The sequence below is a fragment of the Streptomyces sp. TRD_SC_5 genome, assembly GCF_056836825.1.
In genome coordinates, this window is sequence record NZ_JBWZZS010000001.1 from 2,989,716 (window position 1) to 3,015,311 (window position 25,596).

The 25,596-nt window shown below is 69.0% G+C and carries 21 protein-coding genes and 1 pseudogene; 4 read left to right on the forward strand and 18 right to left on the reverse strand.

Annotation, left to right across the window (positions count from 1 at the left end; genetic code table 11):
* Positions 1 to 103: 103 nt before the first annotated feature.
* Positions 104 to 1,030 (forward strand): annotated as a pseudogene (locus tag AC1P0E_RS13800) (CocE/NonD family hydrolase C-terminal non-catalytic domain-containing protein); the annotation flags it as partial.
* Positions 1,031 to 1,212: 182 nt separating this feature from the next.
* Positions 1,213 to 2,439: a fumarylacetoacetase gene (fahA, locus tag AC1P0E_RS13805; protein WP_482742453.1), complete on the forward strand. Its 1,227-nt coding sequence runs from the start codon at positions 1,213 to 1,215 to the stop codon at positions 2,437 to 2,439.
* Between the two features lie 108 nt (positions 2,440 to 2,547).
* Here the strand turns inward: fahA and AC1P0E_RS13810 are convergent, their stop codons facing one another.
* The 16 genes from AC1P0E_RS13810 to AC1P0E_RS13885 all read right to left on the reverse strand — a co-directional run bounded on the left by AC1P0E_RS13810 (position 2,548) and on the right by AC1P0E_RS13885 (position 21,593).
* A complete protein-coding gene (locus AC1P0E_RS13810; protein ID WP_482742454.1) occupies positions 2,548 to 3,144 on the reverse strand; it encodes a dihydrofolate reductase family protein in 597 nt (198 codons plus the stop codon).
* A 180-nt stretch (positions 3,145 to 3,324) separates the two neighbouring features.
* A complete protein-coding gene (recQ, locus tag AC1P0E_RS13815) occupies positions 3,325 to 5,409 on the reverse strand; it encodes a DNA helicase RecQ (RefSeq protein WP_482742455.1) in 2,085 nt (694 codons plus the stop codon).
* 128 nt (positions 5,410 to 5,537) lie between these two features.
* Positions 5,538 to 7,193 (reverse strand): NADH-quinone oxidoreductase subunit NuoN, encoded by a 1,656-nt coding sequence (gene nuoN, locus AC1P0E_RS13820; RefSeq protein WP_482742456.1) that lies wholly within the window; start codon positions 7,191 to 7,193, stop codon positions 5,538 to 5,540.
* Entirely contained in the window at positions 7,190 to 8,785 is a 1,596-nt protein-coding gene (locus AC1P0E_RS13825; RefSeq protein WP_482742457.1) for an NADH-quinone oxidoreductase subunit M, read from the reverse strand. The genes nuoN and AC1P0E_RS13825 overlap by 4 nt, the downstream gene beginning before the upstream one ends.
* Positions 8,786 to 8,790: 5 nt before the next feature.
* Positions 8,791 to 10,731: an NADH-quinone oxidoreductase subunit L gene (gene nuoL / locus AC1P0E_RS13830; RefSeq protein WP_482742458.1), complete on the reverse strand. Its 1,941-nt coding sequence runs from the start codon at positions 10,729 to 10,731 to the stop codon at positions 8,791 to 8,793.
* Between the two features lie 15 nt (positions 10,732 to 10,746).
* Complete coding sequence (gene nuoK / locus AC1P0E_RS13835) at positions 10,747 to 11,046, reverse strand: NADH-quinone oxidoreductase subunit NuoK (RefSeq protein WP_482742459.1); 300 nt, start codon at positions 11,044 to 11,046, stop codon at positions 10,747 to 10,749.
* Positions 11,043 to 11,864, reverse strand: coding sequence for an NADH-quinone oxidoreductase subunit J (locus tag AC1P0E_RS13840; protein WP_482742460.1), 822 nt, complete (start codon positions 11,862 to 11,864; stop codon positions 11,043 to 11,045). The genes nuoK and AC1P0E_RS13840 overlap by 4 nt, the downstream gene beginning before the upstream one ends.
* A complete protein-coding gene (nuoI, locus tag AC1P0E_RS13845; RefSeq protein WP_482742461.1) occupies positions 11,861 to 12,511 on the reverse strand; it encodes an NADH-quinone oxidoreductase subunit NuoI in 651 nt (216 codons plus the stop codon). The genes AC1P0E_RS13840 and nuoI overlap by 4 nt, the downstream gene beginning before the upstream one ends.
* A complete protein-coding gene (nuoH, locus tag AC1P0E_RS13850) occupies positions 12,504 to 13,892 on the reverse strand; it encodes an NADH-quinone oxidoreductase subunit NuoH (protein WP_482742462.1) in 1,389 nt (462 codons plus the stop codon). The genes nuoI and nuoH overlap by 8 nt, the downstream gene beginning before the upstream one ends.
* Complete coding sequence (locus tag AC1P0E_RS13855; protein ID WP_482742463.1) at positions 13,889 to 16,393, reverse strand: NADH-quinone oxidoreductase subunit G; 2,505 nt, start codon at positions 16,391 to 16,393, stop codon at positions 13,889 to 13,891. Before AC1P0E_RS13855 ends, nuoH begins: the two co-directional genes overlap by 4 nt.
* Positions 16,390 to 17,751 (reverse strand): NADH-quinone oxidoreductase subunit NuoF, encoded by a 1,362-nt coding sequence (gene nuoF, locus AC1P0E_RS13860; protein ID WP_482742464.1) that lies wholly within the window; start codon positions 17,749 to 17,751, stop codon positions 16,390 to 16,392. The genes AC1P0E_RS13855 and nuoF overlap by 4 nt, the downstream gene beginning before the upstream one ends.
* Positions 17,748 to 18,572, reverse strand: a complete 825-nt coding sequence (gene nuoE, locus AC1P0E_RS13865; RefSeq protein WP_482742465.1) for an NADH-quinone oxidoreductase subunit NuoE — start codon at positions 18,570 to 18,572, stop codon at positions 17,748 to 17,750. Before nuoE ends, nuoF begins: the two co-directional genes overlap by 4 nt.
* 35 nt (positions 18,573 to 18,607) lie before the next feature.
* A complete protein-coding gene (locus AC1P0E_RS13870; RefSeq protein WP_482742466.1) occupies positions 18,608 to 19,933 on the reverse strand; it encodes an NADH-quinone oxidoreductase subunit D in 1,326 nt (441 codons plus the stop codon).
* Entirely contained in the window at positions 19,930 to 20,664 is a 735-nt protein-coding gene (locus AC1P0E_RS13875) for an NADH-quinone oxidoreductase subunit C (RefSeq protein ID WP_482742467.1), read from the reverse strand. Before AC1P0E_RS13875 ends, AC1P0E_RS13870 begins: the two co-directional genes overlap by 4 nt.
* The gene (locus AC1P0E_RS13880; protein WP_069927526.1) at positions 20,661 to 21,215 is read right to left on the reverse strand and encodes a NuoB/complex I 20 kDa subunit family protein; all 555 of its coding nucleotides are present in this window, start codon (positions 21,213 to 21,215) and stop codon (positions 20,661 to 20,663) included. The genes AC1P0E_RS13875 and AC1P0E_RS13880 overlap by 4 nt, the downstream gene beginning before the upstream one ends.
* An 18-nt stretch (positions 21,216 to 21,233) precedes the next feature.
* Positions 21,234 to 21,593: an NADH-quinone oxidoreductase subunit A gene (locus AC1P0E_RS13885; RefSeq protein WP_003956195.1), complete on the reverse strand. Its 360-nt coding sequence runs from the start codon at positions 21,591 to 21,593 to the stop codon at positions 21,234 to 21,236.
* Positions 21,594 to 22,305: 712 nt separating this feature from the next.
* Here AC1P0E_RS13885 and AC1P0E_RS13890 point away from each other — a divergent pair.
* Entirely contained in the window at positions 22,306 to 23,148 is an 843-nt protein-coding gene (locus AC1P0E_RS13890; RefSeq protein WP_482742468.1) for a C40 family peptidase, read from the forward strand.
* A 128-nt stretch (positions 23,149 to 23,276) separates the two neighbouring features.
* On the opposite strand, the gene AC1P0E_RS13895 is transcribed toward AC1P0E_RS13890, so the two are convergent.
* Positions 23,277 to 24,146: an NAD(P)-dependent oxidoreductase gene (locus AC1P0E_RS13895; RefSeq protein WP_482742469.1), complete on the reverse strand. Its 870-nt coding sequence runs from the start codon at positions 24,144 to 24,146 to the stop codon at positions 23,277 to 23,279.
* A 126-nt stretch (positions 24,147 to 24,272) separates the two neighbouring features.
* Here AC1P0E_RS13895 and AC1P0E_RS13900 point away from each other — a divergent pair, with 126 nt between their 5' ends.
* Positions 24,273 to 25,280 carry a helix-turn-helix domain-containing protein gene (locus AC1P0E_RS13900; RefSeq protein ID WP_482742470.1) on the forward strand — a complete coding sequence of 336 codons (1,008 nt, stop codon included), beginning with the start codon at positions 24,273 to 24,275 and terminating at the stop codon, positions 25,278 to 25,280.
* Here AC1P0E_RS13900 and AC1P0E_RS13905 read toward each other — a convergent pair.
* Positions 25,246 to 25,575, reverse strand: a complete 330-nt coding sequence (locus tag AC1P0E_RS13905) for a helix-turn-helix domain-containing protein (protein ID WP_482742471.1) — start codon at positions 25,573 to 25,575, stop codon at positions 25,246 to 25,248. The genes AC1P0E_RS13900 and AC1P0E_RS13905 overlap by 35 nt on opposite strands.
* Positions 25,576 to 25,596 lie beyond the last annotated feature (21 nt).

Consider the following 25,596-nt stretch of genomic DNA (forward strand, 5'->3'; position numbering starts at 1 on the left):
CCGACGAGGCCGCCGAGCCGCCGCCCGATCACGACCATGCCTTCTTCGGACAGCTGCGGCGGCCGACTGGTCTGGGATGGTCGGCGGCCGGGCTCGCCGTCTGGTCGTCGACTCGCCCATGCGGACCGGGATGGACGCCGGCCGCTTCTTCCCGTTCGGCAACGACGCGGACCTGCCGCCGGACCAGCGGGACGAGGACGCCAAGTCGGCGAGCTTCGAGTTCCCGGTGGGCGACGACGCGCCGATCGAGATCCTGGGCCGCCCCGGGGTCCGGCTGCGCCTGCGCATGGAGGTGCCGTTCGGTCAGGCGATCGCGCGTCTGTGCGACGTGGCACCGGACGGCTCGTCGACCCTCGTCACGCGGGGCGTCCTGAACCTCTCGGCCCGGCGCGGCCGGGACCGGTCCGACGCCTGGCCGCTGGGCGCGACGGAGGAGGTGACTTTCCAGCTCAACGGCATCGGCCACAGCTTCGCGCCGGGCCACCGCATCCGCCTCTCCGTCTCGTCGGCGTACTGGCCGTGGATCTGGCCCGCCACGGACTCGGCGGGCTTCACCCTCGACCCGGCGGGCAGCGCGCTCGAACTGCCGGTGCGGGCCCGTACGCAGGACGCGATCAGTTTCGAGCCCCCGGAGCAGTCGGAACCGCTCGGCGTCACCTTCTCCCCGGACCCCGAGCAGCGCCCGGAACGACTGATCGTGCGCGATGTCGCCGCCGGCGAGTGGCGGATGGAGGTCGATCCCCGGTACGGGGGGACGCGGATCTATCCGGACGGCCTGGAGTTCAGCGAGGACGCGCTGGAGACGTACACGATCAACGAGTCGGACCCGCAGAGCGCCCGCACGCACTCGGACTGGCGCATCCGGCTGCACCGCCCCGACATGCCCTGGGACGTGGAGATCACGACGCGCTCCGAAATCGCGTGCGACGCGGCGGACTTCATCACGTCGAACGAGGTGACGTGCCGCGAGGCGGGCGAGATCGTGTTCCGCCGGACCTGGGAGAAGCGGCTCCCTCGGACGTCCGGCTGACGGCGCGGCCGGGGCTCGGGGGCGCGAGACCGCCGACAACGCCTCCGACGCCACCACCGGCCAGGCGCCACGCCTTCAAACCGCACACTTTTCGGGCATTACGAACTCTTCAGGCACTGCCGTCGCAGGCGACACCCACGTAACGTGTTGTCCTCCACGACCTGGAAAGCGAGGCAGCACCGATGCCCGAGCAGAGCCCGCTCGACCTGGCCGAAGGCGACCTCTTCGGCCCGCACAACCTCCCCTACGGCGTCTTCTCCACCGCGGACGAGCCAGAGCGCCGCCGGGTCGGTGTCCGTATCGGCGGCCATGTGCTGGACGCGGGGGCGGCCGCGCTCGCCCTGGGCTCTCCGTACGCCGCGCTGCTCGCCCAGCCGACCCTCAACCCGCTGCTCAAGGCGGGGCGTACCGCGTGGCGCGACGTACGCCGGGCGCTCACCGCGTGGGTGACGAGCCCCGCGCACCGCGCCGACATAGAGCCCCTGTTGCACCCCGTCACGGCGGTCACGCTGCACCTGCCCTACGACGTGGCGGACTACGTCGACTTCTACGCGAGCGAGCACCACGCCACTAACGTCGGCAGGATCTTCCGCCCGGACGGCGACGCGCTGACCCCCAACTGGAAGCACCTGCCGATCGGTTACCACGGCCGGGCCGGCACGGTTGTGGTGTCCGGTACGGACGTGGTGCGTCCCAGCGGCCAGCGCAAGGCCCCGGCGGACCCGGCCCCGGTCTTCGGCCCTTCGGTCAAGCTGGACATCGAGGCAGAGGTCGGCTTCATCGTCGGCACCCCTTCCACCCACGGAGCACCGGTCCCACTCACCGACTTCCGGGAGCACGTCTTCGGCCTGTTCCTCCTCAACGACTGGTCGGCGCGGGACATCCAGGCGTGGGAGTACGTACCCCTCGGCCCCTTCCTCGGCAAGTCCTTCGCGACGTCCGTGTCGGCGTGGGTGACCCCGCTCGAAGCCCTGGACGCCGCCCATGTGGCGCCGCCGGTGCGGGACTTCCCGCTCCTCCCCTACCTCGACGACTCCAACGAGGAGGAGCCCGGCGGTTACGACGTCCGCATCGAGGTGAAGATCAACGGCGAGGTGGTCTCCACGCCGCCCTTCTCGACGATGTACTGGACGGCGGCGCAGCAGCTGGCCCAGATGACGGCGAACGGCGCGTCGCTCCGTACGGGCGACCTCTTCGGCTCCGGCACGGTCAGCGGCCCCGAGGTGAACCAGCGGGGCTCTCTCCTCGAACTGACCTGGAACGGCCGCGATGCACTCGAACTCCCTACGGGCAAGCGGACGTTCCTGGAGGACGGCGACGAGGTGACGATGACGGCGTGGGCTCCCGGCCCGCACGGCACAAGGGTGGGCCTGGGCGAGGTGACGGGCCGGATCACCCCGGCGTCCTGACAGGGGGTCCTGACCGGGGGCGGGGCCGCTGCGCGCGGCTGCCCCCTCCCCACCCCACCCCACCGAACACGCCTACCGGTTCACCGGCCGGCCGGCCGACCTACCGGCCTATCCCTCGGCGACAGGCCGGTACGTGCACACATGCACACCCGCACCGCTGGTGATGGTGGAGACCAGCTCGAGCGTGCGCAGCCCACCGTCGTCGGGGAAGATCGTCTTTCCGCCGCCGAGCAGCACCGGCATGATCATGAGCCGGAGTTCGTCGACCAGACCCTCGCGCAGGAGCGTGCGCGCGAGCGTGGGGCTCCCCATGACCAACAGGTCACCGCCGTCGCTCTCGCGCAGCTCCCGGATGCCGGCGAGGGCCTTGTCGCCGGGGATGCGCGTGGTGTTCTCCCACGTCAGCTCGGAGTCGCTCAGGGTCTCGGACACGACGTACTTCGGAAGGGCGTTCATCCGGTCGGCGAACGGGTCGCCGGCTCTCTCGGGCCACGCCCCGGCCATCGTCTTCCAGGTGCGACGCCCGAACAGCAACGCCCCTGCGCTGCCCACCGCGTCGTCGAAGGCGCCGCCGACCACCTCCGGATCGAAGAAGGGGTGCGTCCAGCCGCCGTGCGCAAAGCCCCCGTCTTCGTCCTCGCCGGGTCCGCCCGGCGCCTGCACGACGCCGTCCAGGCTGATGAACTCACTGATTACGATGCGCATGGGACTCGCTCCTTCTCCTCGCTCAAGGTGTACGGCAATGGAGACTGGCGCGCCGCGCGAAAATCATCGTGCCGACACGGCCCACCACACTGGTGATGTGAATCACGCACACGTTTGAGGGCCGGGGCCCAAGGCGGAGCCCCGGTTGCGGAAGGGCGGGGCGCGGCGCGGCAAGAAGCCCTACGCCGGCTCGGACGGCTCCGGCTCGTCCCAGTCGGGCTCCGCGTCCCAGTCCCATTCCGCAGCGCCGACGTCCGCAACCGGCACCGCCGAGGCAACCGGCTCCGCCAGGGCAACCGGCGCAGCTTGAGCCACCGCCCCAGCCTGAGGAACCGGGGCCGCCGCCTGAGGTACCGGGGCCGCCGCCGGAGCAACCGCCGCCGCGCCCAGCGAGGCGAGCACCCCCAGCACCCCCTCCCCGTACGTGGCCAGCTTCTTCTCGCCGAGCCCGGCGATTCCACCCAGCTCCGCGACCGACCCCGGCAGCACCGTCGCGATCTCCCGCAGCGTCGCGTCGTGGAAGATGACGTACGCCGGTACGCCCTGCTCCCGCGCCTGCTCCGCCCGCCAGGCCCGCAACGCTTCGAAGACCGGCGCCGCCTCCGCCGGCAGGTCCGCCTTGGCGGCGGACGCCTTCGCCTTCCGCTCGCCCTTCGCGGCCCGGGCAGCCGGCACCGGCTTCGCCTCCTTGCGCAGCCGCACCTCACGCTCCCGGCTCAACACCGAGGCGCTCTCCTCCGTCATCACGAGCGTGCCGTACTCCCCCTCGACCGCCAGGAGGCCCTGCGCCAACAGCTGCCGCACCACGCCCCGCCATTCCACCTCCGCCAGCTCCTCGCCGATACCGAACACCGACAGCTGGTCGTGGTCGAACTGGATCACCTTGGCGGTCTTGCGGCCCAGCAGAATGTCGATGATCTGCCCCGCCCCGAACTTCTGCCTGCGCTCCCGCTGCAACCGCACCACAGCCGAAAGGACCTTCTGCGCCGGCACCGTCCCGTCCCACGTCTCGGGCGGAGTCAGGCAGGTGTCGCAATTGCCGCAGGAAGGCGCGGCAGGGTCCTGCCCGAAGTACGCCAGCAACTGCGCCCGCCGGCACTGCGCGGTCTCGCAGAGCGCCAGCATCGCGTCCAGATGCGACGCCGCACGCCGCCGGAACGCCTCGTCGCCCTCCCCGCCCTGGATCATCTTCCGCTGCTGCACCACGTCCTGGAGCCCGTACGCCATCCACGCAGTCGACGGCATCCCGTCGCGCCCGGCACGGCCCGTCTCCTGGTAGTAGCCCTCGACCGACTTCGGGAGGTCCAGGTGGGCGACGAAACGCACGTCCGGCTTGTCGATGCCCATGCCGAAGGCGATGGTCGCCACGACGACCAGCCCCTCCTCCCGCAGGAACCGGGACTGGTGCGCCGCACGTGTCCCCCCGTCGAGCCCGGCGTGGTACGGCACGGCCTCGATGCCGTTCCGGCAGAGGAACTCCGCCGTCTTGTCCACGGAGTTGCGCGAGAGGCAGTAGACGATGCCCGCGTCCCCCGCGTGCTCCTCGCGCAGGAAAGACAGCAGCTGCTTCTTCGGGTCCGACTTCCCCACGATCCGGTACTGGATGTTGGGACGGTCGAAGCTCGCCACGAAGTGCCGGGCCTCCGGCATCCCGAGCCGTTGGGTGATCTCCCGGTGGGTGGCGTCCGTGGCGGTCGCAGTGAGCGCGATCCTCGGTACGTCCGGCCACCGCTGACCCAGCACGGACAGGTTCAGGTAGTCCGGGCGGAAGTCGTGGCCCCACTGGGCGACGCAGTGCGCCTCGTCGATCGCGAAGACGGAAATCTTGGCCCGGCCCAGCAGGTCGAGCGTCGCGTCCAGGCGCAGCCGCTCCGGCGCGAGGTAGAGCAGATCCAGCTCCCCGGCCAGGAACTCCGCCTCCATCGCGCGCCGCTCACCGAAGTCCTGCGTCGAGTTGATGAACCCGGCCCGCACGCCGAGCGCCCGCAACGCGTCGACCTGGTCCTGCATCAGCGCGATGAGCGGGGAGATCACGATGCCCGTACCCGGCCGGACCAGCGCCGGAATCTGGTAGCACAGCGACTTTCCGCCGCCGGTCGGCATCAGTACGACCGCGTCCCCGCCGGCCACCACATGCTCGATGACCGCGGCCTGCTCGCCACGGAACGCGTCGTACCCGAAGACCCGGTGCAGCGTCTCCAGCGCGTCGCTCCGCGTCACCGCACCGACCTCGACCGCCTCGACCATGCCACCTGTCCCGTCCATCGCTCTGTCCCCCGTACGTACCGTGCCCGGCTCCCCACGATAGGGGCAGCCACTGACACCCCCACCCAAAAGCTGCCGCCCGGCACCCCTACGAGGAGGGACACCGGGCGGCGATCATGCCCATGCGGTCAGCGGACGAAGACTCCCGCCTGGCCGGCCAGGTCCAGGAAGTACTGCGGGGCGACACCGAGCACCAGCGTCACCGCGACGCCCACCCCGATCGCCACCGTCGTCAGCGGCGACGGCACGGCGACCGTCGGGCCGTCCGCCTTCGGCTCGCTGAAGAACATCAGGACGATCACCCGGACGTAGAAGAACGCGGCGATCGCCGACGAGATCACACCGACCACGACCAGCGCCCCGGCCCCGCCCTCGGCCGCCGCCTTGAACACCGCGAACTTCCCCGCGAAGCCCGACGTCAGCGGAATTCCGGCGAAGGCCAGCAGGAACACCGCGAAGACCGCGGCCACCAGCGGCGAGCGCCGCCCCAGCCCCGCCCATTTCGACAGATGCGTCGCCTCGCCGCCCGCGTCCCGCACCAGCGTGACCACCGCGAAGGCGCCGATCGTCACGAAGGAGTACGCCAGCAGATAGAAGAGGACGGACGAGATGCCGTCGGGCGTGGTCGCGATCACACCGGCCAGGATGAACCCGGCGTGAGCGATCGACGAGTACGCCAGCAGCCGCTTGATGTCGGTCTGGGTGATCGCGACGATCGCGCCGCCCAGCATGGTGACGATCGCGATCGCCCACATCACCGGACGCCAGTCCCACCGCAGGCCCGGCAGTACGACGTACAGCAGCCGCAGCATGGCGCCGAAGGCGGCCACCTTGGTCGCGGCGGCCATGAAGCCGGTGACCGGGGTCGGAGCGCCCTGGTAGACGTCCGGGGTCCACATGTGGAACGGGACCGCGCCGACCTTGAAGAGCAGGCCCATGAGGATCATCGCGCCGCCGATGAGGAGCAGCGCGTCGTTGCCCATGGTGTCGGCGAGCGCCGGGTCGATCTGCTTGACCGTGCCGTCGACGACGCTCGCGATCTTCGCGTACGAGACCGAGCCCGCGTACCCGTACATCAACGCGATCCCGAAGAGCAGGAACGCCGACGAGAAGGCGCCGAGGAGGAAGTACTTCACCGCGGCCTCCTGCGACATCAGCCGCTTGCGGCGGGCGACGGCGCACAGCAGGTACAGCGGGAGCGAGAAGACTTCCAGCGCCACGAACAGCGTCAGCAGATCGTTGGCGGCCGGGAAGACGAGCATCCCGGCGATCGCGAACAGCATCAGCGGGAAGACCTCGGTGGTGGTGAACCCGGCCTTGACCGCCGCCTTCTCGCTCTCACTGCCCGGTACGGACGCGGCCTGCGCGGCGAACGAGTCGACGCGGTTGCCGTGCGCGTCCGGGTCGAGCCTGCGCTCGGCGAAGGTGAACACGGCGATCAGCGAGGCCAGCAGGATCGTGCCCTGGAGGAACAGCGCCGGGCCGTCGACCGCGATGGCGCCCTCCGCCGCGATCTGCGCCTTTGTGGTGCCGTACCCGCCGGCCGCGAGCGCCACGATCGCCGCGAAGGCGGCGGTGATGGCGACGACCGACAGGAACAGCTGTGTGTAGTAACGGGCCTTGCGTGGCACCGCGGCCTCGACGAGTACGCCCACTACCGCCGCGCCGACGACGATGAGCGTCGGCGACAGCTGTGCGTACTCGATGTGCGGGGCCGTGAAACCGCCCTCGGCGCTCGGCGCCGCGACCGTCGCCCACAGGCTGTGGACAGCTGATGCGCTCACTTGGCCGCCTCCGCCTCAATCTCGGGGGTGGGGTCCGTCTTCCGGACGTCGGACATGGTGTGCTTCACGGCCGGATTGACGATGTCCGTCAGTGGCTTGGGAAAGACGCCGAGGAGCAGAAGCAGTGCGATCAGCGGGGCGACGACCACGAGCTCACGGACCTTGAGGTCGGGCATGGCCCGCACCTCGGCCTTGACCGGCCCCGTCATCGTCCGCTGGTACAGGACGAGCGTGTAGAGCGCGGCAAGGACGATGCCCAAGGTGGCGATGACTCCGGCCACCGGATACACCGCGAACGTGCCGACCAGCACCAGGAATTCGCTGACGAACGGCGCCAGCCCCGGCAGCGACAGCGTCGCGAGGCTGCCGATGAGGAACGTCCCGGCGAGCACCGGGGCGACCTTCTGCACTCCGCCGTAGTCGGCGATGAGCCGCGACCCGCGCCGCGTGATCAGGAAGCCGGCCACCAGCATCAGCGCGGCGGTCGAGATCCCGTGGTTGACCATGTAGAGCGTCGCGCCCGACTGGCCCTGGCTCGTCATCGCGAAGATGCCGAGCACGATGAAGCCGAAGTGCGAGATCGAGGCGTACGCGATCAGCCGCTTGATGTCGCGCTGGCCGACCGCCAGCAGCGCGCCGTAGATGATGCTGACCAGCGCCAGCACGATGATGACGGGCGTGGCCCACTTGCTGGCCTCCGGGAAGAGCTGGAGGCAGAAGCGCAGCATCGCGAAGGTGCCGACCTTGTCGACGACCGCGGTGATCAGCACGGCGACCGGGGCGGTCGCCTCACCCATGGCGTTGGGCAGCCAGGTGTGCAGCGGCCACAACGGCGCCTTCACCGCGAACGCGAAGAAGAAGCCGAGGAAGAGCAGCCGCTCCGTGTTGGTCGCCATCTCCAGCTCGCCGCTCGCCCGCGCCTCGGCGATCTCCGCGAGCGAGAAGCTCCCGGCGACCACGTAGAGACCGACGACGGCGGCCAGCATGATCAGCCCGCCGGCGAGGTTGTAGAGAAGGAACTTCACGGCCGCGTACGAGCGCTGGGTGGCCGCCGCCCCGTCGGTGCCGGCGTGCGCCCGGTCCCCGAAGCCGCCGATGAGGAAGTACATCGGGATGAGCATGGCTTCGAAGAAGATGTAGAAGAGGAAGACGTCGGTGGCCTCGAAGGAGAGGATCACCATCGCTTCGACCATCAGGATCAGGGCGAAGAATCCCTGGGTCGGGCGCCAGCGCGAGCTCTTCGTCTCAAGGGGGTCGGCGTCGTGCCAGCCCGCCAGGATGATGAAGGGCATCAGCAGAGCCGTGAGCGCGATGAGCGCGACGGCGATGCCGTCCACCCCCAGCTCGTACCTGACCCCGAAGTCCGGGATCCAGGCGTGGGATTCGGTGAGCTGGTAGCGGTCGCCGCCGGGCTCGAAGCGGACGACCACGAGGGCCGCCAGTACCAGCGTGGCGAGCGAGAAGGACAACGCCAGCCACTTGGCGGCAGTGCGGCGCGCGGCGGGCACGGCGGCGGTCAGGATCGCACCGACCGCCGGGAGCACCGCCGTCGCCGTCAGCAGAGGAAAGCCTGCGTTTGCTACTACAGACATATCGATCAGACCGCCCTCATCAGCAGGGTCGCGGCAATGAGGATCGCCGTACCGCCGAACATCGAGACCGCGTACGAGCGGGCGTAGCCGTTCTGCAGCTTGCGCAGCCGGCCGGAGAGTCCGCCGACCGAGGCCGCCGTTCCGTTGACCACTCCGTCGACCAGGGTGTGGTCGACGTACACCAGCGAGCGGGTGAGGTGCTCGCCTCCGCGGACCAGGACCACGTGGTTGAAGTCGTCCTGGAGGAGATCGCGCCGGGCGGCACGGGTGACGAACGAGCCGCGCGGGGCGACGACCGGGACGGGCTTGCGACCGTACTGGAGGTACGCGATCGCGACGCCGGCCAGCAGGACGGCGACCGTCAGCCCCGTGATCACCGGCACGCTGATCGGCGGGTGCGGGTGCTCGAACTGCGTCACCGGCTCCAGCCAGTTCACGAACCGGTCGCCGATGCTGAAGAACCCGCCCGCGAAGACCGACCCGAAGGCGAGCACGATCATCGGGATCGTCATCGACTTCGGCGACTCGTGCGGATGCGGCATCTCCCCGGGGCGCACCTCGATGCCGGGCTCGACGCTGGGCGCCTGGTCCGGGTCGGGGGCGGGCTGCCAGCGCTTCTCGCCGAAGAACGTCAGGATCATCACGCGCGTCATGTAGTACGCCGTGATGCCCGCGCCCAGCAGGGTCACGGAGCCGAGGATCCAGCCCTGCGTGCCACCCGAGGCGAAGGCCGCCTCGATGATCTTGTCCTTGGAGAAGAAACCGGACAGGCCCGGGAAGCCGATGATCGCGAGATAGCCGAGCCCGAACGTCACGAACGTCACCGGCATGTACTTCCGCAGGCCGCCGTACTTCCTCATGTCCACCTCGTCGTTCATGCCGTGCATGACCGACCCGGCGCCGAGGAAGAGACCCGCCTTGAAGAAGCCGTGCGTCACCAGGTGCATGATCGCGAAGGCGTAACCGATCGGGCCGAGGCCCGCCGCCAGGATCATGTAGCCGATCTGCGACATCGTCGAACCGGCCAGCGCCTTCTTGATGTCGTCCTTCGCACAACCGACGACCGCACCGAAGAGGAGCGTGACCGCGCCGACCACCACGACCGCGGTCTGCGCGTCGGGAGCGGCATTGAAGATCGCGCCGGACCGGGTGATCAGGTAGACGCCGGCGGTCACCATGGTGGCGGCGTGGATGAGGGCCGAGACCGGGGTCGGGCCCTCCATCGCGTCACCGAGCCACGACTGGAGCGGCACCTGCGCCGACTTGCCGCACGCGGCCAGCAGCAGCATCAGCCCGATGGCCGTCATCGTGCCCTCGGTCGCGTCCCCCGTGGCCCCCAGCACCGGCCCGAAGGCGAAGGTGCCGAAGGTGGTGAACATCAGCATGATCGCGATCGACAGACCGATGTCGCCGACACGGTTGACGATGAAGGCCTTCTTGGCCGCCGTCGCCGCGCTGGGCTTGTGCTGCCAGAAGCCGATGAGCAGGTACGACGCCAGACCGACGCCCTCCCACCCGAAGTACAGCAGCAGGTAGTTGTCGGCGACGACCAGCAGGAGCATCGCCGCGAGGAAGAGGTTCAGGTAGCCGAAGAAGCGGCGTCGCCGCTCGTCGTGCTCCATGTAACCGATCGAATAGATGTGGATCAGCGTGCCCACACCGGTGATCAGCAGTACGAACGTCATCGACAGCTGGTCGAGCTGGAAGGCGATGTCGCCCTGGAAGCCCTCGACGGGAATCCAGCTGTAGAGGTGCTGGCGCATGGTCCGCGCCTCTACGTCGTACCCGAGCATCGCGCCGAACAGCACCACGCCGAGCACGAACGAGGCCGCCGCGAGCAGCGTGCCGATCCAGTGACCGACACGGTCGAGCCGCCGCCCGCCGCACAGCAGGACCGCCGCTCCGAGCAAAGGCGCTGCGACGAGCAGCGCAATCAAGTTCTCCACGATTCTTGCGACCCCTTACAGCTTCATCAGGCTGGCGTCGTCGACCGAGGCCGAGTGGCGGGACCGGAACAGCGACACGATGATCGCGAGACCCACCACGACCTCGGCGGCGGCGACGACCATCGTGAAGAACGCGACGATCTGGCCGTCGAGATTGCCGTGCATGCGGGAGAAGGCGACGAACGCGAGGTTGCAGGCGTTGAGCATCAGCTCGACGCACATGAAGACAACGATCGCGTTCCGCCGGATCAGCACACCCGCCGCGCCGATGGTGAACAACAGTGCCGCGAGATAGAGGTAGTTGACCGGATTCACTGCGCGGCCTCCGTCTCGTCCTGGTCACGGCCGAGCCGTTCCTCGGAGCGCTGCTCCAGCGCCTTGAGGTCGGTCATCGCCTGGCTCGACACATCGCGGATCTGACCGCGCTCGCGCAGCGTCTTCATGACCGTGAGGTCGGCCGGCGTGCCGTCCGGCAGCAGACCGGCGATGTCCACCGCGTTGTGCCGTGCGTACACGCCGGGTGCGGGCAGCGGCGGCAGGTGCTTGCCGCGTACGCGCTCCTCGGACATCTCCCGCTGCGTCTTCGCACGCTCGGTGCGCTCGCGGTGCGTGAGCACCATCGCGCCGACGGTCGCCGTGATGAGCAGGGCGCCGGTGAGCTCGAAGGCGAAGACGTACTTGGTGAAGATGAGTTCGGCGAGGCCCTCCACGTTGCCACCGGCGGCGGCGTTGGCCCTGCCGAGTCCGTTGAAGGTGGACAGCGAGGCCTGACCGATCCCGGCCATCAGCAGGATGCCGAAGCCGAGACCGCAGCCCGCGGCCAGCCAGCGCTGGCCCTTGAGCGTCTCCTTCAGGGAGTCGGCGGCCGTGACACCGACCAGCATGACCACGAAGAGGAACAGCATCATGATCGCGCCGGTGTAGACGATGATCTGGACGACACCGAGGAAGTACGCGCCGTTGGCGAGGTAGAAGACGGCCAGGACGATCATGGTCCCGGCCAGGCACAGCGCGCTGTGCACCGCCTTCTTCATCAGGATGGTGCCCAGGGCGCCGACGACGGCGACCGTACCGAGCACCCAGAACTGCACGGCCTCGCCGGTCGAAGTGACCGAGGCGGCAAGAGCGTTCATGCCCCGATCACCTTCTTCGTCGTCGGCTCGTCCTCGCCGAAGGTCGACGCGGCCTCCTGCGGCCGCTCTCCCTTGCTCAGCGCCACCTGCCGCTCCGTGCCCGGCGCGGCCTCGGTCACCAGCCCCCGGTAGTAGTCCTGCTCGTCCGTGCCGGGGAAGATCGAGTGCGGCGACTCGACCATGCCTTCCTCCAGCCCGGCGAGCAGCTGCTCCTTGGTGTAGATCAGCGACTCGCGGCTGCTGTCGGCCAGTTCGAACTCGTTCGTCATCGTCAGCGCGCGCGTGGGGCACGCCTCGATGCACAGGCCGCACAGAATGCAGCGGGCGTAGTTGATCTGGTAGACGCGGCCGTAACGCTCACCCGGGGAGTAACGCTCCTCCTCGGTGTTCTCCGCGCCCTCCACGTAGATCGCGTCGGCCGGACAGGCCCAGGCGCACAGCTCGCACCCGATGCACTTCTCCAGACCGTCCGGATGGCGGTTGAGCTGGTGCCGGCCGTGGAAGCGCGGCGCCGTCGTCTTCTGCTGCTCCGGGTACTGCTCGGTCAGCCGCTTCTTGAACATGGCCTTGAAGGTCACGCCGAAGCCGGCCACCGGGTTCTGCCAGGGCGTCCGGGGGGCTTCCCCCGGCTTTGGGGTGTCAGGCATCGTCGGCCTCCTTACCGTCACTCATAGTGTCCGGCCCACCACTGACAATCAGCTCGCGCTCGTGGCGCGGCCGCCTGCGGGGCACCGGTGGCAACTCCTGCCCGGGCAGCGGAGGCACCGGGAATCCGCCCGCCATCGGGTCGAACGCGGGTGGTTCCTCGCCGTCCTTCGCCGCCTTCTCCTTCTCCTTCTTGTCGCGGAAGATGTCGGCGACGAAGGACAGGAGCAGAATCGCGACGATCGCCCCGGCGACGTACAGCACGATGTTCTGGAATTCCATGTTCTCGTTGCGCATCGCGCGCACCGTGGCGACCAACATCAGCCAGACCACCGAGACCGGGATCAGGACCTTCCAGCCGAGCTTCATCAGCTGGTCGTAGCGCACGCGTGGCAGCGTGCCGCGCAGCCAGATGAAGAAGAACAGCAGCAGCTGGACCTTGACGACGAACCAGAGCATCGGCCACCAGCCGTGGTTCGCGCCCTCCCAGAAGGTGCTGATCGGGTACGGGGCCCGCCAGCCGCCCAGGAAGAGGGTGACCGAGACCGCCGAGACGGTGACCATGTTGACGTACTCCGCCAGCATGAACAGCGCGAACTTGATCGACGAGTACTCGGTGTTGAAGCCGCCGACCAGGTCGCCCTCGGACTCCGGCATGTCGAAGGGGGCGCGGTTCGTCTCGCCGACCATCGTGACGACGTAGATGATGAAGGACACCGGCAGCAGGATGATGAACCACCGGTCCTCCTGCGCCTCGACGATCGCCGAGGTCGACATCGACCCGGAGTAGAGGAAGACCGAGGCGAAGGCCGCGCCCATGGCGATCTCGTACGAGATCATCTGCGCGCAGGAGCGAAGCCCGCCGAGCAGCGGGTACGTCGATCCGGAGGACCAGCCCGCGAGCACGATGCCGTAGATGCCGACGGAGGCGACCGCGAGGATGTAGAGCATCGCGATCGGCAGGTCGGTCAGCTGCATCGTGGTGCGCTGCCCGAAGATCGAGACTTCGTTGCCGGCCGGCCCGAACGGGATGACCGCGATGGCCATGAAGGCCGGGATCGCCGCGACGACCGGAGCAAGGATGTAGACCACCTTGTCCGCCCGCTTGACGATCACGTCCTCCTTGAGCATCAGTTTGACGCCGTCCGCGAGGGACTGGAGGAGACCCCACGGGCCGTGCCGGTTGGGGCCGATGCGCAGCTGCATCCAGGCGACGACCTTGCGCTCCCACACGATGGAGAAGAGCACGGTGATCATAAGGAAGGCGAAGCAGAAGACCGCCTTGATGGCGACGAGCCACCACGGGTCCTGCCCGAACATGGACAGGTCCTCGGCCGCCAGGACGCTCCGCTGGGCTTCCGCGATGTGGGCCAGGGCGGTCATGACTGCACCTCCGGTGCGGCGTCGGCCACCGGTGCGGCCGGGCCGATACGTACGACCTGTCCGGGGACCGCTCCGGTGTCCGCGGTGACACCGCCACCCACGGAATTGAGCGGAAGCCACACCACCCGCTCAGGCATGGGCGTCACCCGCAGCGGGAGCTGGACCGTGCCCGACGGGCCGGTGACCGCGAGCAGGTCGCCGTCCTTGACCCCCGTCCGGTCGGCCGTGGCGGCGGAGAGCCGGGCCACCGCCGCGTGGCGGGTGCCCGCCAGGGCCTCGTCGCCGTCCTGGAGACGGCCCTGGTCGAGGAGGAGCCGGTGGCCCGCGAGAACGGCTTCGCCCTCGGACGGTTCGGGCAGGGGGCGGGCCGACTCGGTCGTGTCCGCCGCGTGCTCGCCGCCCCAGGCGCCGAGGCGGTCCATCTCGCGGCGTACGGCCCGTACGTCCGGCAGCGCGAAAGACACGTCCAGTGCGTCGGCCAGCATGTGCAGCACCCGCGCGTCGTCGGGGGCGAGCGTGCGCGTCATCTGGTCCGGCTTGAGCGCCGCCTCGAACATCCGCGCCCTGCCCTCCCAGTTGAGGAAGGTGCCGGACTTCTCCGCGACGGCGGCGACCGGAAGGACGACGTCCGCCCGGTCCGTCACCTCGCTGGGCCGCAGCTCCAACGAGACGATGAAACCGGCCTGGTCAAGTGCTTCACGCGCGCGTGCCGGGTGGGGAAGGTCCGCGACCTCGACGCCCCCGACGACCAGCGCGGCCAGTTCACCGGTGGCCGCGGCCTCGATGATCTGGCCGGTGTCGCGCCCGTAACGGCTCGGCAGTTCGGCCACGCCCCAGACCGCCGCCACCTCGTCCCGCGCGCGCGGGTCGGTGGCCGGGCGGCCGCCGGGCAGCAGCGCGGGCAGCGCGCCCGCCTCGACGGCGCCGCGCTCACCGGCCCGCCGCGCGATCCACACCAGCGACGCACCGGTCGCTTCGGCGGCCCGTACGGCGGCGGTGTAGGCGCCCGGCACCGCGGCCAGCCGCTCACCGACGACGATCACAGCGCCTTCGCCGCGCAGCGCTTCGGCTGCGGCGTTCCCGTCGCCGCCCAGCTCGGTGCGGTCCGCGATCGCGTCGAGCCACTCGGGTTCGGTGCCCGGCGCGGCGGGAAGCAGCGTGCCGCCCGCCTTCGTCAGCCCGCGAGTGGCGTGCGTCGCGACGGCGTAGGTGCGCTGCCCGTGCTTGCGGTTGGCCTTGCGCAGCCGCAGGAAGACGCCGGGCGCCTCCTCCTCGGACTCGATGCCGACGAGCAGTACGGCGGGCGCCTTCTCCAGCGCCGTGTACGTGACGCCCGTACCGTCGAGATCACGTCCGCGCCCGGCCACCCGGGACGCCAGGAAGTCGGCCTCCTCGCCGCTGTGCACGCGCGCGCGGAAGTCGATGTCGTTGGTGTCGAGCGCGACACGGGCGAACTTGGCGTACGCGTACGCGTCCTCGACGGTGAGCCGGCCGCCGGTCAGGACACCGGCCCGCCCGCGCGCCGCAGAGAGCCCCCTGGCTGCCACTTCCAGCGCCTCGGGCCAGCTCGCCGGCTCCAGTACGCCCGCTTCACTGCGTACGAGCGGAGTGGTGAGCCGGTCGGGACGCTGGGCGTAACGGAAGCCGAAGCGCCCCTTGTCGCAGATCCACTCCTCGTTGACCTCGGGGTCGTCAGCCGCCATGCGCCGCATGACCTTGCCGCGCCGGTGGTCGGTGCGGGTCGCGCAGCCGCCCGCGCAGTGCTCGCAGACGGACGGCGACGACACGAGGTCGAAGGGCCGCGACCGGAAGCGGTACGCCGCCGAAGTCAGCGCGCCCACCGGGCAGATCTGGATGGTGTTCCCGGAGAAGTACGACTCGAAGGGATCGCCTTCACCGGTGCCGACCTGCTGGAGCGCGCCGCGCTCGAGCAGCTCGATCATCGGGTCGCCCGCGACCTGGTTGGAGAAGCGGGTGCAGCGCGCGCAGAGCACGCACCGCTCGCGGTCCAGCAGCACCTGGGTGGAGATCGGGACGGGCTTCTCGAACGTCCGCTTCTTCCCCTCGAAGCGGGACTCCGCGTCGCCGTGGGACATCGCCTGGTTCTGCAGGGGGCACTCGCCGCCCTTGTCGCAGACCGGGCAGTCCAGCGGGTGGTTGATCAGCAGCAGTTCCATCACACCGCGCTGGGCCTTGTCGGCGACCGGCGAAGTGAGCTGGGACTTGACGACCATGCCGTCGGTGCAGGTGATCGTGCAGGACGCCATGGGCTTGCGCTGGCCCTCGACCTCGACGATGCACTGCCGGCAGGCGCCGGCCGGGTCGAGGAGCGGGTGGTCGCAGAAGCGCGGGATCTCGATGCCGAGCAGCTCGGCGGCCCGGATGACCAGCGTCCCCTTGGGGACGGAGATCTCGATGCCGTCGATCGTCAGCGAGACCAGATCTTCGGGCGGGACCGCCGCCTCGCCGCCTCCGGAGGGAGCACTTGTCGTGACGGTCATGCGTTCACCTCCGTGTGGTGGGCGGGCTTGTCGGCCCAGACGGTCGACTTGGCCGGGTCGAAGGGGCAGCCCTTGCCGGTGATGTGCTGCTCGTACTCCGCCCGGAAGTACTTGAGCGAGGAGAAGATCGGGGACGCGGCGCCGTCGCCGAGCGCGCAGAACGACTTGCCGTTGATGTTGTCGGCGATGTCGTTGAGCTTGTCGAGGTCGGACATCCGCCCCTTGCCGGCCTCGATGTCGCGCAGCAACTGCACGAGCCAGTACGTCCCCTCGCGGCACGGCGTGCACTTGCCGCAGGACTCGTGGGCGTAGAACTCGGTCCAGCGGGTCACGGCCCGCACCACGCACGTCGTCTCGTCGAAGCACTGGAGCGCCTTGGTGCCGAGCATCGAGCCCGCCGCGCCCACGCCTTCGTAGTCGAGCGGTACGTCGAGGTGCTCGTCGGTGAACATCGGCGTGGAGGAGCCGCCGGGCGTCCAGAACTTCAGCCGGTGTCCGGCGCGGATGCCGCCGCTCATGTCGAGCAGCTGGCGCAGCGTGATGCCGAGCGGGGCCTCGTACTGGCCGGGGCTGGTGACGTGGCCGCTCAGCGAGTACAGCGTGAAGCCCGGGGACTTCTCACTGCCCATCGAACGGAACCATTCCTTGCCCTTGTTGAGGATCGCGGGAACGGACGCGATGGACTCGACGTTGTTCACAACAGTCGGACACGCGTAAAGACCCGCGACGGCAGGGAAGGGGGGACGGAGCCGGGGCTGGCCGCGCCGGCCTTCGAGCGAGTCGAGCAGCGCGGTCTCCTCACCGCAGATGTACGCGCCCGCACCCGCGTGCACGGTGAGTTCGAGGTCGAGACCGCTGCCCAGGATGTTCTCGCCGAGGAAGCCCGCCGCGTATGCCTCTCGTACGGCCTCGTGCAGCCTGCGCAGTACGGGGACGACTTCGCCGCGCAGGTAGATGAACGCGTGGTTCGACCGGATCGCGTAACAGGCGATCACGATGCCCTCGATGAGGGAATGCGGGTTCGCGAAGAGGAGGGGGATGTCCTTGCAGGTCCCCGGCTCCGACTCGTCGGCGTTGACAACAAGATAGTGCGGCTTGCCGTCACCCTGCGGGATGAACTGCCACTTCATGCCGGTGGGGAAGCCCGCGCCGCCGCGACCGCGCAGACCGGAGTCCTTGACGTACGCGATGAGGTCGTCCGGCGACATGGCGAGGGCCTTGCGCAGGCCTTCGTACCCCTCGTGCCGCCGGTAGGTCTCCAGCGTCCAGGACTCGGGCTCGTCCCAGAACGCCGACAGGACGGGCGACAGCACCTTTTCAGGGCTGGTTTCGTTGATCTCGGCTGCCAAGGTCATCACTCCCCCTCCTCGGCTTCCGGTCCGGCCGGGTGAGCGGGGTCGGACGCCGAGGTCTGCTGCGGAGCGTCGTGCGAGCTGAGGTGCTCGGACGGCGAAGGATCGTGCGGCTGCCCGTCCTGCTGCTGGGCCTCCCCGCGCGGGTGGACCACACGGTGCTGCGGTGCCTCGCCCTTGGCGAGCTTGAGGCCGATGAGCGAGGCGGCGCCCGCGCCACCGGTCGCCTCGACAGCGCCGGGGCGCTCGTCGGGGAAGCCGGCCAGGATGCGGGCGGTCTCCTTGTACGTGCACAGAGGCGCGCCGCGAGTCGGCTGGACGGGCCGTCCGGCCCGCAGGTCGTCGACGAGGCGCTTGGCGGATTCGGGCGTCTGGTCGTCGAAGAACTCCCAGTTGACCATCACCACGGGCGCGAAGTCGCAGGCCGCGTTGCACTCGATGTGTTCGAGGGTGACCTTGCCGTCCTCGGTCGTCTCGTTGTTGCCGACACCGAGGTGTTGCTTCAGCTCGTCGAAGATGGCGTCGCCGCCCATCACCGCGCACAGCGTGTTGGTGCAGACGCCCACCTGGTAGTCACCGGACGGCTTGCGCCGGTACATCGAGTAGAAGGTGGAGACCGCGGTGACCTCGGCGGTGGTCAGGCCCAGTGTCTCGGCGCAGAACCGGACGCCGGTGCGGGTGACGTGCCCCTCCTCCGACTGCACGAGGTGCAGCAGCGGCAGCAGGGCGGACCGGCTGTCGGGGTAGCGGGCGATCACCTCTTTGGCGTCCGCGTCGAGCCGGGCGCGTACGTCGGCCGGGTAGTCGGGAGCGGGGAGCTGCGGCATCCCCAGGCTCACCTCTTGATTTGCTGGTGTGGCAGTCACCGGTCGACGCCTCCCATCACGGGGTCGATGGACGCGACGGCGACGATGACGTCGGCGAACATGCCGCCCTCGCACATCGCCGCCATGGCCTGCAGGTTGGTGAAGGACGGGTCGCGGAAGTGGACCCGGTAGGGACGGGTGCCGCCGTCGGAGACGACATGCACGCCCAGCTCGCCCTTGGGCGACTCGACGGCGGTGTACACCTGCCCGGCCGGGACCCGGAATCCCTCGGTCACCAGCTTGAAGTGGTGGATCAGGGCCTCCATGGAGGTGCCCATGATCTTCTTGATGTGGTCGAGCGAGTTGCCGAGGCCGTCGGGTCCGAGCGCGAGCTGCGCGGGCCAGGCGATCTTCTTGTCGGCGACCATGACCGGGCCCGGCTCCCGGAGCCGGTCCAGGCACTGCTCGACGATCCGCAGCGACTGCCGCATCTCTTCCAGCCGGATCAGGAAGCGGCCGTAGGAGTCGCAGGTGTCGGCGGTCGGTACGTCGAAGTCGTACGTGTCGTAACCGCAGTAGGGGTCGGTCTTGCGCAGGTCGTGCGGCAGGCCCGCCGAGCGCAGGACCGGTCCGGTGGCGCCGAGCGCCATGCAGCCGGTGAGGTCGAGGTAGCCGACGTCCTGCATGCGGGCCTTGAAGATCGGGTTGCCGGTGGCGAGCTTGTCGTACTCCGGCAGGTTCTTCTTCATGGTCTTCACAAGCTCGCGCAGCTGGTCCATCGCGCCCGGGGGCAGGTCCTGCGCGAGGCCGCCGGGCCGGATGAACGCGTGGTTCATGCGCAGGCCGGTGATGAGCTCGAAGGCATCGAGAATCAGTTCACGATCGCGGAATCCGTAGATCATGATCGTTGTCGCGCCCAGCTCCATGCCGCCGGTGGCGATGGCCACCAGGTGGGAGGAGAGCCGGTTGAGCTCCATCAGCATGACGCGGACGATGGTCGCCCGGTCCGGGATCTGCTCCTCGACGCCGAGCAGCTTCTCGACGCCCAGGCAGTACGCCGTCTCGTTGAAGAACGGCGTCAGATAATCCATGCGCGTGACGAAGGTCGTGCCCTGCGTCCAGTTCCGGTACTCCATGTTCTTCTCGATGCCGGTGTGCAGGTAGCCGATGCCGCAGCGGGCCTCGGTGACCGTCTCACCGTCGATCTCGAGAATGAGCCGGAGCACGCCGTGCGTGGAGGGGTGCTGCGGGCCCATGTTGACGACGATGCGCTCGTCGTCGGCCTTGGTGGCTGCCTGGACGACCTCGTCCCAGTCGCCGCCGGTGACTGTGTATACGGGACCTTCGGTGGTCTCGCGTGCAGATGCGGGTGGGGTGGTCACGAGTACGACCTCCGCTGGTCCGGAGCCGGGATCTGGGCGCCCTTGTACTCGACGGGGATGCCGCCGAGGGGGTAGTCCTTGCGCTGCGGGAAGCCCTGCCAGTCGTCCGGCATCATGATCCGGGTGAGGGCGGGATGCCCGTCGAAGACGAGGCCGAAGAAGTCGTACGTCTCGCGCTCGTGCCAGTCGTTGGTCGGGTAGACCGCGACGAGCGAGGGGACGTGCGGATCGCTGTCCGGCGCGCTCACTTCGAGCCGGATCAGCCTGCCGTGCGTGAGCGAGCGCAGGTGGTAGACCGCGTGCAGCTCGCGGCCCTTGTCCTCCAGGTAGTGGCAGCCGCTGACACCCGTACAGAGCTCGAAGCGCAGTGCCGGGTCGTCGCGCAGGGTCTGCGCCACCTGAACGAGGTGCTCGCGCGCGATGTGGAACGTGAGCTCGCCACGGTCGACGATCGTCTTCTCGATGGCGTTGGCCGGCAGGAGATCTTGCTCCTCCAGAGCCCCTTCGAGTTCGTCGGCGACCTCGTCGAACCAGCCGCCGTAGGGGCGGGTCGCGGGCCCCGGCAGGCGTACGGAACGTACGAGACCGCCGTAGCCGGAGGTGTCGCCGCCGTTCTTCGCGCCGAACATGCCGCGCTGGACGCGGATCTCCTCGCCGCGATCACCCCGCTGACCGGGCAGATTCTGCGCGCTGAGTTCCTTGTCGGGGTTCGGCTCGTTGGTCTCACTCACCGGAGCAGCCCCTTCATCTCGATGGTGGGCAGCGCCTTGAGGGCCGCTTCCTCCGCCTCCCGGGCCGCTTCTTCCTGGTTCACGCCGAGCTTGGAGTTCTGAATCTTGTGGTGGAGCTTCAGAATCGCGTCGATCAGCATCTCGGGGCGGGGCGGGCAACCGGGCAAATAGATGTCAACAGGAACAATATGATCAACACCCTGCACAATTGCGTAATTGTTGAACATTCCGCCTGAAGAGGCGCAAACACCCATGGAGATAACCCACTTGGGGTTCGGCATCTGGTCATAGACCTGCCGCAGCACCGGCGCCATCTTCTGGCTGACCCGGCCCGCCACGATCATGAGGTCGGCCTGCCGCGGCGAGCCGCGGAAGACCTCCATGCCGAAGCGGGCCAGGTCGTAACGGCCGGCGCCCGTCGTCATCATCTCGATGGCGCAGCACGCGAGGCCGAAGGTCGCGGGGAAGACGGAGGACTTCCGTACCCAGCCCGCGGCCTGTTCGACGGTGGTCAGCAGAAAGCCGCTGGGCAGCTTCTCTTCGAGTCCCATTGGTGACCCCTCAGCCCCTCAGTCCCATTCCAGGCCGCCGCGCCGCCATACGTACGCGTAGGCAACGAAGACGGTGAGCACGAAGAGCAGCATCTCGACGAGCCCGAAAAGCCCCAGGGCGTCAAAGGAGACGGCCCAGGGGTAGAGGAAGACGATCTCGATGTCGAAGACGATGAAGAGCATCGCCGTCAGGTAGTACTTGATGGGGAAGCGGCCGCCACCGGCGGGTGTGGGTGTCGGCTCGATGCCGCACTCGTACGCTTCAAGCTTTGCCCGGTTGTAGCGCTTTGGGCCGATAAGCGTGGCCATGACCACGGAGAAGATCGCAAACCCTGCCCCGAGGGCGCCGAGCACGAGGATGGGCGCGTAGGCATTCACGCTCCTCGCTCCTTCCAGTCGTCCTTGACCGTTGGACCGCACCCGGATCTTGCGTTTCCACCACCTCGGCGATCTTCGCCACGCGAAGATCACGTATATGTGAGGCAGTTCACAAGCCCGGCTGCTTCGCATCCTATGCCTGCCGGTCTGTGATCTGCGACACGGGTTGCGACAACGCCTTTGTGATCTCCACCACCCGACGAACGATCATCAAGTCGGGTGAGCGGTGATCTTCGTACGCGAAGTGCACGAGTGGCTACCAGACGTGACAAGTGATGGTGTTACCGCTGGTCGCAAGGGGTGCGCGCTATCAAGCGATGGCACGTACAGGCAAATTGGCAATGGACGGCCGGAGAGTGATAACAGAAGCCCGCCTCATCACTCCGGGGGAGTCCTGCGGACGAATGTGGACGCGTGCGCGTGTTCACGAGCGGACGAGACCGCGAAGGGTTGCCAATCTGTGACCTGCGCCACTCGCGTCGGACCCCGATAAAAGCGGGCTTGGCCAACAGTGCGAAGCGATGGTAGGCGTCGGGCAATTGGGGCGTAATGCGGAAAGCCCATGATCACAGGCATGATCACCGATGCCCGTATTGCCCGTTACGGCGTCAATAAGGCCCGGCAGAAGCCGGATTCGGGCTGCCGGGGCGCAACTGTGGCGCAGCACACCTTTCTTGAAGGGAACCGCGATGGCCTGATAGCGGTTAGTCCCATGTCCCTCACCGCTCACATACCCAGCCACCGGAAACCTCGTCGCAGCGCCTCCAAGGTCGCGCTCCGTGCCGGAGTTGCCGGTGGCGTCCTCAGCACCCTCGGGGTGGCAGGTGCTGCCGGACCGGCGAATGCCGAGCCGGTGACCGCCACCATCGAAATGCCCACCATCACCGCGGAACTGGCGAACACTGTCGCCGTCTCCGCCGAGGCCACCCAGCAGGTCGCGCAGGCGTACAACCTCCAGGCCCAGCAGGACGAAGCCGCCGAGAAGGCCGCGAAGGCCGCGAAGAAGGACAAGGCGGAGGCCGAACGCAAGGCCGAGGCCAAGAAGAAGGCCGAAGAGGCCGCCGAGAAGAAGGCCGCTGAGGAAGCGGCCGAGAAGGCCGCCGCGGAAGAGCGCGCCTCCCGTTCCTCGGAGCGTACGACGCTCAGCGCCTCCGCCGACGACTCCGGCGTCTCCGTCGGTGCCTCCACCGGCACCGCCACCGGCAGCGCCGCGACCGTCGTCTCCTTCCTCAAGGCACAGCTCGGCGACGCGTACGTCATGGGCGCCTCCGGCCCCAACGCCTGGGACTGCTCCAGCCTCGTACAGGCCGCGTACCGCACGGTCGGCATCGACCTCCCGCGCGTCTCGCAGGACCAGTCGGTGGCCGGTACCCAGGTGGGCACGTCCAACCTCCAGGTCGGCGACATCCTCTACTGGGGCGGCGCCGGTTCGGCGTACCACACGGGTGTCTACATCGGTGACGGCCAGTACCTCGACGCGGCCAACCCCAGCAAGGGCGTCGTCATTCAGGACCTGTCGGGCTACCCGGCGGACGGCGCGGTCCGCGTGCTCTGAGGGGCATTCAGGACTTTCTGTACGACTTCGCACGACTCTGCACGAATCTGTACGACGGAGGGCCGTCGTTCCCACATCAGGGAACGACGGCCCTCCGTCGTACGTTCATTCGGTACCGCTCACCCGGCTCATCCCTTGCGGAACAACTCAACAAGGCGCGCGTAGCTGTCCCCGCCGTTCCCCCCGTCGACCGCCCGCTCGACCAACGCCTGCGACAGCTCGGGCAGCCGTCCGTCGATGCCCCGGTCCCTCCCCGCGTGGATCAGGTGCCCGATCGCCACGCGGTGTACGTCGAGAGTGGCGTCGTCGCCCGGGTAGTGACCGGCGTCCACCTGCCCGGCGTACGTCTCCATGAAGCCCGTCACCGCGCCCCTCAGCCACCGGGCCGCGACCGGGGCAAACGCTGTCGCCGCCACCCCGTCGGCGCCGGCCAGGGCCGTGGCGTGCAGCCAGCCGCTCAGCGTCGCCCACATCATGTCGAGCAGCGCCAGGTCGTAGAGCGAGGCCACGCCCGGATCTTCGCCGAGGTCGACGGTGTCCCCCAGAGCGGCCAAAGTCTCCCGGTGGGTGGCGAAGGCGGTGGGCGAGCCGCTGTAGAGGAACATGCTCGCCGGGCTGCCGACCCCGGGCGGCGTCGACATGATGGCACCGTCGAGATAGCCGAAGCCGTGCCCGGCCGCCCAGGCAGCCGCCGCCCTGGCCTGCTCGGGCGACCCGGTGCTGAGGTTGACGACCGTACGGCCGGCGAGCGACTCGGCCACCGGCTCCAGGAGTTCGCGTACGGCGTCGTAGTCGAGCACGCAGACGACCACCAGCCCGGCCGCCGAGACCGCTGCACCGGGGGTCGCCGCAAGCGCAGCACCCCTGACGACGAGCGGGTCAGCCTTGGCCGGGGTGCGGTTCCAGACGGTCGTGGGGTGACCGGCGGCGAGAAAGGCGTCCGCGAGGGCCGTCCCCATCTGTCCCAGACCGAGGACCGTGACGTTTTCGCGGTTCATTGGCATTTCTCCCAAATGTGCTTTACGCGTGGCTTCTTGGTGAGATCAACCCTCGCAGCGCCCGCCGCCTGCCGACAGTGGCAGGACTGCCCATCTCCGCAAAATTCCTGCCGTACGCTCGCACGCATGCACACCGTCGCCGTAGCCGTGGTCGAGGACTCCGGCATCTCCCTCTACGAGCTGTACGAACTGTCGATCGCCTGCACGGTCTTCGGCGTCCCGCAGCCCGACCTCGCCGACCACTGGTACGACCTGCGCCTGTGCAGCACGAACAAGGGCGCCCCCAGTACCGGCGGCTTCTCCCTCTCCACTCCCCACGGACTCGACGCCCTGGCCGGAGCGGACACCGTGATCGTGCCCTCGGTCCCCGATCCATGCGTCGAGGGCGGTGAGGACGTACCGCCCGAACTCGTCGACGCGCTGCGCGCGGCCGCCGACTCGGGGGCCCGCATGGTGTCGCTGTGCACGGGCGCCTTCGCCCTCGCCGCCGCCGGCCTGCTGGACGGCCGGCGCGCCACCGCGCACTGGCAGCACACCGCGGCGCTCGCCGAGCGCTACCCGAAAGTCCTGGTCGACGACTCGGTCCTCTACACCGACGACGGCAACGTCCTCACCAGCGCCGGCGCGGCCGCAGGCCTCGACCTCTGCCTGCACCTGGTACGCCGCGACTTCGGCGCGCGGGTCGCCGGCCAACTGGCCCGCCGTCTGGTCGTACCCGCCCATCGCACGGGCGGACAGGCCCAGTTCATCGACCAGCCCGTCCCCGAGACCGACGACGACAGCCTCGGCCCGGCCCTCCAGTGGGCGACGGCCCACCTCCACGAGCCGCTCACCGTCGACGACATGGCCCGCCGCGCCCGCATGAGCCCGCGCACCTTCTACCGCCGCCTCCAGGAAACCACCGGCACCACCCCGCTGCAGTGGCTACTGGCCCGCCGCCTGGCCCACGCACAGCAGCTCCTCGAATCGACCGACCTCCCGATCGACCGCATCAGCGCGGAAAGCGGCCTCGGCACGGCAGCCAACCTCCGCCGCCACTTCACCCTCCAGGTCGGCGTCTCACCCAGCGACTACCGCCGCAATTTCGCGCCTTCGGACATCAGGTTGGAAAAAGCTCCCGGACGCCCGGCGTGATCCGGCCGGCGCTCGGCGCCGGTGACGAAGCCAGTAGCGCTACCAGACACAACTGGAACCGGTTGAGGTCACCCAGCTTGTTGCGCAGGTTGACGATATGGAATTTCACGGTCCGCTCGGTGATACCCAGCCTCCGGGCAATGTCATCATTGCCGGGGCAGTCAGTCAGCTCCCCGAGGATTTCGGTCTCCCGGTCGGTCAGGGTTTGCAACTGCCCCAAAGCAGAGGAGACAGCACCTTCCGCCCTTACGGCCAGCCATTGACACAGCCGGCACGAGCAATCCTCCGCAGCCACACAAGCCCCCGCCCAAGTGAT